Here is a 10433-nt window from a genome sequence, read left to right on the forward strand (position 1 = left end):
CCGGCCGACCGCCTGGCGTACATGCTGGAAGACTCCGGCGTCGGCGTGCTGCTGACCCAGGCGGCGCTCCGTGGCATCCTCCCCCCGCATCGCGCGGCGACGGTGGAGCTGGACGCGGGCTGGGACGCCGTCGCGGCGGAGTCCGCCGCGCCGGTGGAGGGCGGGGCGACACCCCGGACGCTCGCGTACGTCATCTACACCTCGGGCTCCACCGGACGGCCCAAGGGCGTGATGAACGCGCACCACGCCGTCTGCAACCGCCTGCGGTGGATGCTGGAGTGGGGCGGCGTGCGCCAGGACGACCGCGTGCTGCAGAAGACGCCGTATTCGTTCGACGTGTCGGTGTGGGAGTTCTTCTGCCCCCTGCTCTGCGGCGCCACCCTGGTCGTTTCCCGCCCCGGCGGGCACCGGCAGCCGTCGTACCTGGCGGACCTGATCCAGGCGGAGCGCATCACCGTGGCGCACTTCGTCCCCTCCATGCTGCAGCTGTTCCTGGACGAGCCGGGGCTGGAGGAGCGCTGCGCCTCGCTGCGCCTGGTCGGCTGCAGCGGCGAGGCCCTCCCGCCCGCGCTGCAGGAGCGCTTTCTGGCGCGGATGAAAGCGGAGCTGCACAACCTGTACGGCCCCACCGAGGCCGCGGTCGAGGTCACCCACTGGCGGTGCCGCGCCGAGCCCGGCGCCGCCACCGTGCCCATCGGCCGCCCCATCGCCAACACCCGCGTCTACGTGCTGGACGCGGCCGGCGGCCCCACCCCCATCGGCGTCCCCGGCGAGCTGCACCTGGGCGGCGTGCAGGTGGCCCGCGGCTACCTGAACCGCCCGGCGCTTACGGCGGAGAAGTTCGTTCCCGATCCCTTCTCCCCCACCCCCGGCGCGCGGCTGTACCGCACGGGCGACCGCGCGCGCTGGCGCGCGGACGGCGCGGTGGAGTTCCTGGGACGGCTGGACTTCCAGGTCAAGGTGCGCGGCTTTCGCATCGAGCTGGGCGAGATCGAGACGGCGCTGGCGGAGCTGCCGGAGGTGCGCGAGTGCGTGGTGGTGGCGCTGGAGCAGCGCCTGGTGGCCTACGTGGTCGCCGCGGATGGCCCGCCGCCCGCCGTCCGCGCGCTGCGCGAGGCGCTGGCGCGGCGGCTTCCGGACTACATGGTCCCCGGCGTCTTCGTCTTCCTGGACGCGCTGCCGCTGAACCCCAACGGCAAGCTGGACCGCCGCGCCCTTCCCGCCCCCGAGACGGCACGCGCGGACGGCGACGGGTACGTGGCGCCGGCGACGCCGGTGGAAGAGGTGATGGCCGAGGTGTGGGCCGCCGTGCTGGGGGTGGAGCGCGTGGGCGCGGAGGACGACTTCTTCGCCCTGGGCGGCCACTCGCTTTCCGCCACCCGCGTGGCCGCGCGGCTGCAGCAGGTGCTGGGCGTGGCCCTTCCGCTCCGCTCGTTCTTCGAGAGCCCCACCGTGGCCGGCATGGCCCGCGTGGCCGAGCGCCTTCTACGCGACGGCGCGGGAGAGGGGACGCCGCCGATCGTCGCGCTCCAGGCGGAGACGGCGCCGCTTTCGTTTGCGCAGCGGCGGCTGTGGTTCCTGGAGCGGATGGAGCCCGGGACCGGCGCCTACAACGTACCCGCCGCCTTCCGGCTGGGCGGCACGCTGGACGTGGACGCGCTCCGCCGCGCCCTGGCCGAGGTGGTGCGCCGCCACCAGGTGCTGCGCTCCACCATGGACATGCTGGACGGCGAGCCGGTGCAGCGCGTGTCCGCCGCCGGGGAGTTCGTCCTGCCGGTGGAGGAGGTGGACGACGCCGCGCTGGGCGGGCGGATCGCCGCCGAAGGGTGGCGCCCGTTCGACCTGGAGCGCGGCCCGCTCTTCCGCGCGCACCTGTTCCGCGTGGCGGAGGACGACCACGTCCTGCTGCTGGTGATGCACCACGTCGTCAGCGACGGGTGGAGCTACGGCGTGCTCATGCGCGAGGTCTCCGCGCTGTACGCGGCGTTCGGGCGCGGCGAGGGGTCGCCCCTGCCCCCGCTGGCGGTGCAGTACGCCGACTACGCGGCGTGGCAGCGCACGTACGTGTCGGGCGAGGTGCTGGAGCGGCAGCTGGACTGGTGGAAGGCGCGGCTGGCGGGGGCCCCGGCGGTGCTGGAGCTGCCCACCGACCGCCCCCGCACCGCCCTGGCCGGGCACGCCGCGGCCGACGTCCGCTTTTCGCTTCCGGCGGAGCTGGCGGCGGAGCTGCGCGCGCTCTCGCGCCGCGAAGGCGCCACGCTGTTCATGACGCTGCTGGCGGCGTGGCAGGTGCTGCTGGCCCGGTACAGCGGGCAGGACGACGTGGTCGTGGGTTCCCCCATCGCCGGGCGCGCGCGGCCGGAGGTGGAGGGGCTGGTGGGCTGCTTCGTCAACACGCTGGCGCTGCGCGGCGACCTGTCGGGCGACCCGGGCTTTCGCGCCCTGCTGGCCCGCGTCCGCGAGGACATGCTGGGCGCGCACGCGCACCAGGACCTCCCCTTCGAAACGCTGGTGGAGGAGCTGGCCCCCGAGCGCTCGCTGCTGCACACGCCGCTCTTCCAGGTGCTGTTCACCCTGCAGAAGCCCGAGCGGGCGCCGCGGCTGGAGGGGCTGGCGCTGGAGATGGTCCCCGCCGGCGTGGAGGCGGCCAAGTTCGACCTGGTCCTGTCGATGCGCGACGACGGACAGCGGCTGCAGGGACGCATCTCGTACCGCACCGCGCTGTTCGACGAATCGACGGCCGAGCGGATGGCGGAGCACCTGCGCGTGCTGCTGGAGGGCGCCATGGCCGCGCCGGAGCTCCCCGTCTCGCGCCTGCCCCTGCTGGCGGCGGACGAGCGGCGGGTGGTGGTGGATGCGTGGAGCGCGACGGAGCGCCCGTACGGCCTCCGCCGCCCCGTCCACGCGCTGATCGAGGCGCAGGCGGCGCGGACCCCCGACGCCACCGCCGTCGTCCATGAGGGCGACTCGCTGACGTACGCGGAGCTGGAGCGCGGCGCCAACCGCCTGGCGCACCACCTGGTCGCCCGCGGCGTGCGGCCGGACGCGCCCGTGGGGCTGTTCATCGAGCGCGGCATCGGCCTTCCCGCCGCCGTGCTGGGGATTCTGAAGGCCGGCGGCGCCTACGTCGCCCTCGATCCGCAGGCGCCGGACGAGCGGCTGCGCTACGTGCTGCACGACGCCGGCGCGCGCGTCGTGGTCTCGCAGCGGGCGCTGGCCGCGCGGCTGGACGGGTTCGAGGGGACGATCGTCCGCCTGGACGACGACGCGGAAGCGATCGCGCGGCAGAGCGACGCCGCGCCGGACGTCGCCGTGGACGCGGACAACCTGGCGTACGTCATCTACACCTCCGGATCGACCGGCGCGCCCAAGGGCGTGCTGGTGCGGCACGGCGGCGTGGCCAACTACCTGGCCTGGTTCGGCGAGACGGTGCTGGGCGAGGACGGCTTTGCGCTGCCGATGGTGAGCCGCCTGTCGTTCGACGCGCACGTCCGCCAGCTGTACCCGCCACTCCTTCGCGGCGAGCCGGTGTGGGTGCTCCCCGAGGAGACGGTTTCCGACGCGGCGGCGCTGCTGGCGGCGCTCCGCTCGCGCGACCGCGTCAGCTTCGGCGGCGTGCCGTCGCTGTGGGCGGCCATCGTGGAGCGCATCCGCGCCGGCGACGCGGCGCCCACGGGCCTCCGCGCGGTGCTGCTGGGGGGCGAAACGCTGCCCGCCGCGCTGCTGGAGCGCACCCGCGCGCTGCTTCCCGGCGTCGCCGTCTGGAACCACTACGGCCCCACCGAGACCACCGTGAACACCAGCGTGGCGCGGGTCGAGGAGGGCCGCGTCACCATCGGCCGGCCGATCGCCAACGTGCAGGTGCGCCTGCTGGACGCGGCGCTGCAGCCGGTGCCGATCGGCGTGCCGGGCGAGCTGTACGCGGGGGGCGCGGGCGTGGCGCGGGGCTACCTGGGCCGCCCCGCGCTGACGGCGGAGAAGTTCGTTCCCGATCCCTTCTCGACGGAGCCCGGCGCGCGGATGTACCGCAGCGGCGACCGGGTGCGGTGGCTGGCGGACGGCACGCTGGAGTACCTGGGCCGCGCCGACGGACAGGTAAAGGTGCGCGGCTTCCGCATCGAGCTGGGGGAGATCGAGTCGGTCCTGGCCCGCCACCCCGTCGTGCGCGAGTCCGCCGTCACCGCCCGCGCGGACGAGGGCGACGATGCGCGGCTGGTGGCGTACGTGGCCGCGCGGGAGGGGGCGGACACCTCCATCGCGGAGCTGCGCGCGCACCTGGCGGCCAGCCTGCCGGGCTACATGGTCCCCGCGGCGTTCGTGTTCCTGGACCGCCTGCCGCTGACCAGCAGCGGCAAGGTGGACCGCCGCGCCCTTCCCGCCCCCGGTCCCGCGGCCCCGGCCGGCGGCGCGGACGACGCGTCGTACGTCGCGCCGCGGACGCAGGTGGAAGAGGTGCTGGCGGGGATCTGGGCCGAGGTGCTGGGCGTGCCGCGCGTGGGCGTGGACGACGACTTCTTCGCGCTGGGCGGCCACTCCCTGCGCGCCATGCAGGTGGCCGCGCGGGTTCAGGAGGTGCTGCGCGCCACCGTCCCCCTCCGCGCGCTCTTCGAGAGCCCCACCGTCGCCGGCGTCGCGCTTCACGTGGAGCTGCTGCTGCGCGACGGCGACGGAGAGGGCGATGCACCGCCCCCGCTGGTGCGCGTGGAAGGCGGGGACGCGCCGCTCTCCTTTGCCCAGCGGCGCCTGTGGTTCCTGGAGCGGATGGAGCCGGGCACCGCCACGTACAACATCCCCGCGGCGCTGCGGCTGGAGGGCGAGCTGGACGTGGACGCGCTCCACCGCGCGCTGGCGGAGATCGTCCGCCGGCACCAGGGGCTGCGCACCACCTTCGCCGACGCGGGCGGCGAGCCCGTGCAGCGCGTATCGCCCGCGGCCGGGATTCCGCTTCCGGTGATCGACGCCGCGGACGAGGCCGAAGCGCGGCGGCGGGTGATGGAAGAGGCGGCGCGGCCGTTCGACCTGGAGCACGGGCCGCTCTTCCGCGCGCACCTGTTCCGCGTCTCGCCGCACGACCACGTCCTGCTGCTGTCCATGCACCACGTGGTGAGCGACGGGTGGAGCAGCGGCGTGCTGCTGCGCGAGCTGACGGCGCTGTACGACGCCTTCTCGCGCGGCGCGCCGTCGCCGCTGGCCGAGCTGCCGGTGCAGTACGCCGACTACGCCGCCTGGCAGCGCGCGTACCTTGCCGGCGGCGTGCTGCAGAAGCAGCTGGCGTGGTGGAAGGAGCGGCTGGCCGGCGCCCCCGCGGTGCTGGAGCTGCCCACCGACCGGCCGCGTCCGGCCGCGCGCAGCAACCGCGGATCGTACGAGCGCTTTCACCTGCCACCCGAGCTGGCGGACGCGCTGCGCGAGCTGTCGCGGAAGGAGGGGGCCACGCTGTTCATGACGCTGCTGGCCGCGTGGCAGGCGCTGCTGGGCCGGTACGCCGGGCAGGACGACGTGGTGGTGGGCGCGCCGATCGCGGGGCGCACGCACCGCGAGGTGGAGGGGCTCATCGGCTTCTTCGTCAACACGCTGGCGCTGCGCGGCGACCTGTCGGGCGACCCCACCTTTCGCCAGCTGCTGGCGCGGGTGCGCGAGACCACGCTGGGCGCCTACGCGCGGCAGGACCTGCCGTTCGAAAAGCTGGTGGAGGAGGTGGCGCCCGCGCGCTCGCTGAGCCACACGCCGCTCTTTCAGACCGTGTTCGCGCTGGACAACACCCCCGCGCGCTCCCTGCGGCTGGGCAGCCTGCAGATCAGCCGGGTGGAGGCGGACTCGGAGACGAGCAAGTTCGACCTGTCGCTGCTGATGCGCGACAGCGGCACGGCGCTCACCGGCGTGCTGGGCTACAGCGCCGACCTGTTCGACGCCGCCACCGTGCGGCGCGCCGCCCACCACCTGCGCGTGCTGCTGCGGGCCGCCGCCGCCAACCCCGACCTTCCCCTTTCCGCCCTTTCGCTGGTGGACGAGGACGAGGCGGAGGTGCTGCGCGGGTGGAGCGGCGCGCCGGCCGAAGCCGCGCCGCCGGCGCGCTGCGTCCACCACCTGTTCGAGGAGCAGGCCCGGAAGACGCCGGAGGCCACGGCGCTCGTTTACGGGGACCAGCGGATCACCTACGGCGAGCTGGACCGGCGCGCCAACCGCCTGGCGCACCACCTTCGCGGCCGGGGCGTGGGGCCCGACGTAAAGGTGGGCTTCTGCATGGAGCGCTCGCCCGAGATGGTGGTGGCCCTGCTGGGGATCCTCAAGGCGGGCGGCGCGTACGTGCCCATCGACCCCGCCTACCCCGAGGAGCGCATCGCCTTCATGGTGCGCGAGGTGGACGCGCCGCTGCTGCTTACGCAGGAGCGCGTCCTGCCGCGTCTTCCCGCCGGGGCCCGCGCGCTGGCGCTGGACGCCGCGTGGGCGCAGGTCGAGCGCGAGCCGGACACCGCGCCAGACGTGGACGTGACCCCCGACCACCTGGTGTACGTGCTGTACACCTCCGGCTCCACCGGCACCCCCAAGGGAAGCGAGGTGGCGCACCGCGCCATCCCCGGCTTCTTTCGCGGCGCCGACTACGTGCGGTACGACGCGGAGCAGGTGCTGCTGCAGTACTCGTCCACCTCGTGGGACGTGCTGACGCTGGAGATGTGGCCCGCGCTGCTCACCGGCGCCACCTGCGTCCTCTACCCCGCCCAGACGGTGGAGCTGGACGGGCTGGCCGCGGAGGTCCGGCGGCACGGGGTGACCACGCTCTGGTTCTCGGCCGCATTCTTCAACCTGGTGATCGACACCCGGCCGGAGGTGCTGGCGGGGGTGCGGCAGGTGATGGTGGGCGGCGAGGCCGTCTCGGTTCCGCACGTGCGCCGGGCGATGGAGCTGTACCCGGCGCTGCGGCTGGTGAACGGGTACGGACCCAGCGAGTGCACCGTGTTCACCTCGTGCCACGTGATCCCGCGGGACTTCGACGGGGCCGCCGTGCCCATCGGCACCCCGGTGGGCGACCGGCGCGTGCACGTGCTGGACGCGCGGATGCGCCCCGTGCCCGTGGGCGTGCCGGGCGAGCTGTTCGTGGGCGGGCCGGCGGTGCCGCGCGGGTACCTGCGGCGGCCCGCGCTCACGGCGCGGACGCTGGTCCCGGACCCGTTCGGCCCGCCGGGCGGCCGGCTGTACCGCACCGGCGACCGGGTGCGCTGGCGGGCCGACGGCGTGCTGGAGTACCTGGGCCGCATCGACCAGCAGGTCAAGGTGCGCGGCTTCCGCATCGAGCTCGAAGAGGTCGAGGCGGTGCTGCTGCGCAGCCCGGCCGTGCGCGAGGCGGTGGCCGTGGTGCGCGAGGACACCCCGGGCGACCGGCGGCTGGTGGCGTACGCCGTCGCCGCCGACCCCGCCGCGGCGCCCACCCCCGCCGAGCTGCGCGAGCACCTGCGGACGCGGCTTCCCGACTACATGCTCCCCTCCGCGTTCGTGGTGCTGGACGCGCTGCCGCTGAACGCCAACCGCAAGGTGGACCGCCGCGCCCTGCCCGCCCCCGAGGGCGCGGGCGCGGACGAGGGCTACGTGGCGCCGCGCACGCCCACGGAAACCACGCTGGCCGGCATCTTCGCCGAAGTGCTGAACCACGAGCGCGTGGGCGTGCACGACGACTTTTTCGCCTCGGGCGGCCACTCGCTCAAGGCCACGCAGGTGGTTTCGCGGGCGCAGGACGTCTTTGGCGTGCGGGTGCCGCTGCGCGCCCTGTTCGAGCACCCCAGCGTGGGCGCCCTGGCCGGCGAGGTGGACCGCCTGCTGGTCCAGGGCCGCACGATGGAGGTGGCCCGCATCGTCCCCGCATCCCGCCAGGCACGGCGCGCCGTGCTGGCAGACCTCACCCCGCCGGGCGAGTGATGAGCATCATGGACGTTTCCGCCGGGGCCGACGCCCCGGCGCAGCCGCAGGACGAGGAAGTCTTCGTCTTTCCCGTCTCGTTTGCCCAGCAGCGGCTGTGGCTGCTGGACCGCATGGGCGGCCAGGGGTCGTACGGCGTAACCAGCGGGCTGCGCCTTTCCGGCCCCCTGCGCGCCGAGGCCATGCGCCTTGCGCTGGAAGAGATCGTCTACCGGCACGAGGCGCTGCGCACCACCTTCGCCACCGTGGACGGCGAGCCGGTGCAGGTGGTGCGCCCCGCGGCGCGCTTTCCCCTGCCGGTGGAGGACATCGGCGCCGCGGGGGACGTGGAGGCCGAGATGCGGCGGCGCGTGGGCGAAGAAACCCGGCGCCCCTTCGACCTGCGCAGCGGCCCGCTCTTTCGCGCGGTGCTGCTGCGCGCGTCCGAGCAGGAGCACACGCTGGTGGTTTCCATGCACCACATCGTCAGCGACGGGTGGTCGCTGGGGGTGCTGTTCCGCGAGCTGTCCACGCTGTACGGCGCCTTTTCGCGGGGCGAGCCGTCGCCGCTGCCGGACCTTCCCATCCAGTTCGCCGACTACGCCGTCTGGGAGCGCGACACGCTGCGGGGCGCGGCGCTGGAAGAGCGGCTGGGGTGGTGGCGCGACCGGCTGTCGGGGGCGCCGGCGCTGCTGGAGCTTTCCACCGACCGCCCCCGCCCCCCGGCGCAGAGCCACCGCGGGGCCCGCGAGCGCGTGCGCGTGGAGCCCGCGGCGGCCGAGGTGCTGCGCACCGTGGCGCAGGAGGAGGGCGGCACGCTGTTCATGGCCGTGCTGGCCGCGTGGCAGGTCCTGCTGTCGAAGTACTCCGGGCAGGACGACGTGGTGGTGGGCACCTCCGTCGCGGGGCGCACGCGGGTGGAGGTGGAGGGGCTGATCGGCTTTTTCGTCAACACGCTGCCGCTGCGCACCGACCTTTCGGGCGATCCCACCTTTCGCCAGCTGGTGCGCCGCGTGCGCGAAACCACGCTGGGCGCCTTTGCGCGGCAGGACCTGCCGTTCGACAAGCTGGTGGACGAGCTGAGCACCGGGCGCACGCTGGGGCACAACCCGGTGTTCCAGGCCTTCATGGCGCTGCAGAACACGCCCGGGGGGGCGCTGTCGATCCCGGGCCTCACCAGCCGGTTCTTCGAGTCGCCCAGCGGCACGGCCAAGTTCGACGTGTCGCTGCTGGTGTGGGAAAGCGAGGGCGCGGTGACGGGGTGGCTGGAGTACGCCACCGACCTGTTCGACGCCGCCACCGCGCGCCGCATGGCCGACCACCTGGCCGTGCTGGCCAGCGCCATCGCCGCCGGCCCCGACCGCCCCCTCTCGTCGCTCACCCTGCTGAGCGACGAAGAGCGCGCGCGGGTGCTGCGGGAGTGGAATCCGCCCGCGGACGCCTTTCCCGTCTTCACGCTGCACGGCCGCTTCCAGGCGCGCGCGGCGGAGGCGCCGGACCGCCTCGCCGTCTCGTTCCAGGGCGAGTCGCTGTCGTACGGCGAGCTGAACGCGCGCGCCAACCGCCTTGCCCGCCACCTGCGCCGCCACGGCGTGGGCCCCGAGTCGCGCGTCGGGCTCTGCATGGAGCGCGGCACGGCGATGCTCGCCGGCATCCTCGGCATCTTCAAGGCCGGCGGCGCGTACGTCCCCCTCGATCCCACCTATCCCGCGGACCGCCTGGCCTACATGGTGGAGGATGCGGGGATCACCGTCCTGGTGACGGAGTCCGCGCTCCTCGACCGCATCGAAGGCGACTCCATCACCCGCGTCCTGGTGGATGGAGATGCGCAGGCGATCGCGTCCGAAGAGGATGAGAATCTCCCGGTGGATGTGGATCCGGAGGCGCTGGCGTACGTCATCTACACCTCCGGATCCACCGGCCGGCCCAAGGGGGCGATGCTCACGCACGCCAACGTGGCGCGGCTCTTCACCTCCACCGACGGCAGGTTCGGCTTCGGCGCGAAGGACGTGTGGACGCTGTTCCACTCCTACGCCTTCGACTTCTCCGTCTGGGAGATCTGGGGCGCGCTGCTGTACGGCGGGCGCCTGGTCGTCGTCCCCTTCCTGGTCAGCCGCTCGCCGGAGCAGTTCCGGGCGCTGCTGCGGGAGGAGGGCGTCACGGTCCTCAACCAGACCCCCTCCGCCTTCCAGCAGCTGATCGAGGCGGACGCAAAGGCGCCGGAGCCGCTGGAGGCGCTGCGCTACGTGGTCTTCGGCGGCGAGGCGCTGCACTTCCCGTCGCTGCGCCCGTGGCTTGACCGCTACGGCCCCGCGCATCCGCGGCTCGTGAACATGTACGGGATCACGGAGACGTGCGTGCACGTCACCCATCACGCCGTCACCGGGCGCGAGCTGCGCGATCCGGGCGTGGCGAGCGTGATCGGCGGGCAGCTGGCGGACCTGCGGCTGTACGTGCTGGATGCCGCCATGCACCCCGTGCCGCTGGGCGTCCCCGGCGAGCTGTTCGTGGCCGGCGCCGGGCTGGCGCGCGGCTACCTGGGC

General features: G+C 74.4%; 2 protein-coding genes. Both read left to right on the forward strand.

Annotated features, from left to right (window positions below; all coding sequences use genetic code 11):
* Positions 1-12 precede the first annotated feature (12 nt).
* A complete protein-coding gene (locus VGC13_RS23575; protein WP_331127758.1) occupies positions 13-7911 on the forward strand; it encodes an amino acid adenylation domain-containing protein in 7899 nt (2632 codons plus the stop codon).
* Positions 7911-10433: amino acid adenylation domain-containing protein (locus VGC13_RS23580; protein ID WP_331127757.1), on the forward strand; the 2523-nt coding region annotated here is incomplete at its 3' end. The genes VGC13_RS23575 and VGC13_RS23580, both read left to right, overlap by 1 nt.

Source organism: Longimicrobium sp. (assembly GCF_036399255.1).
Lineage (GTDB): Bacteria > Gemmatimonadota > Gemmatimonadetes > Longimicrobiales > Longimicrobiaceae > Longimicrobium.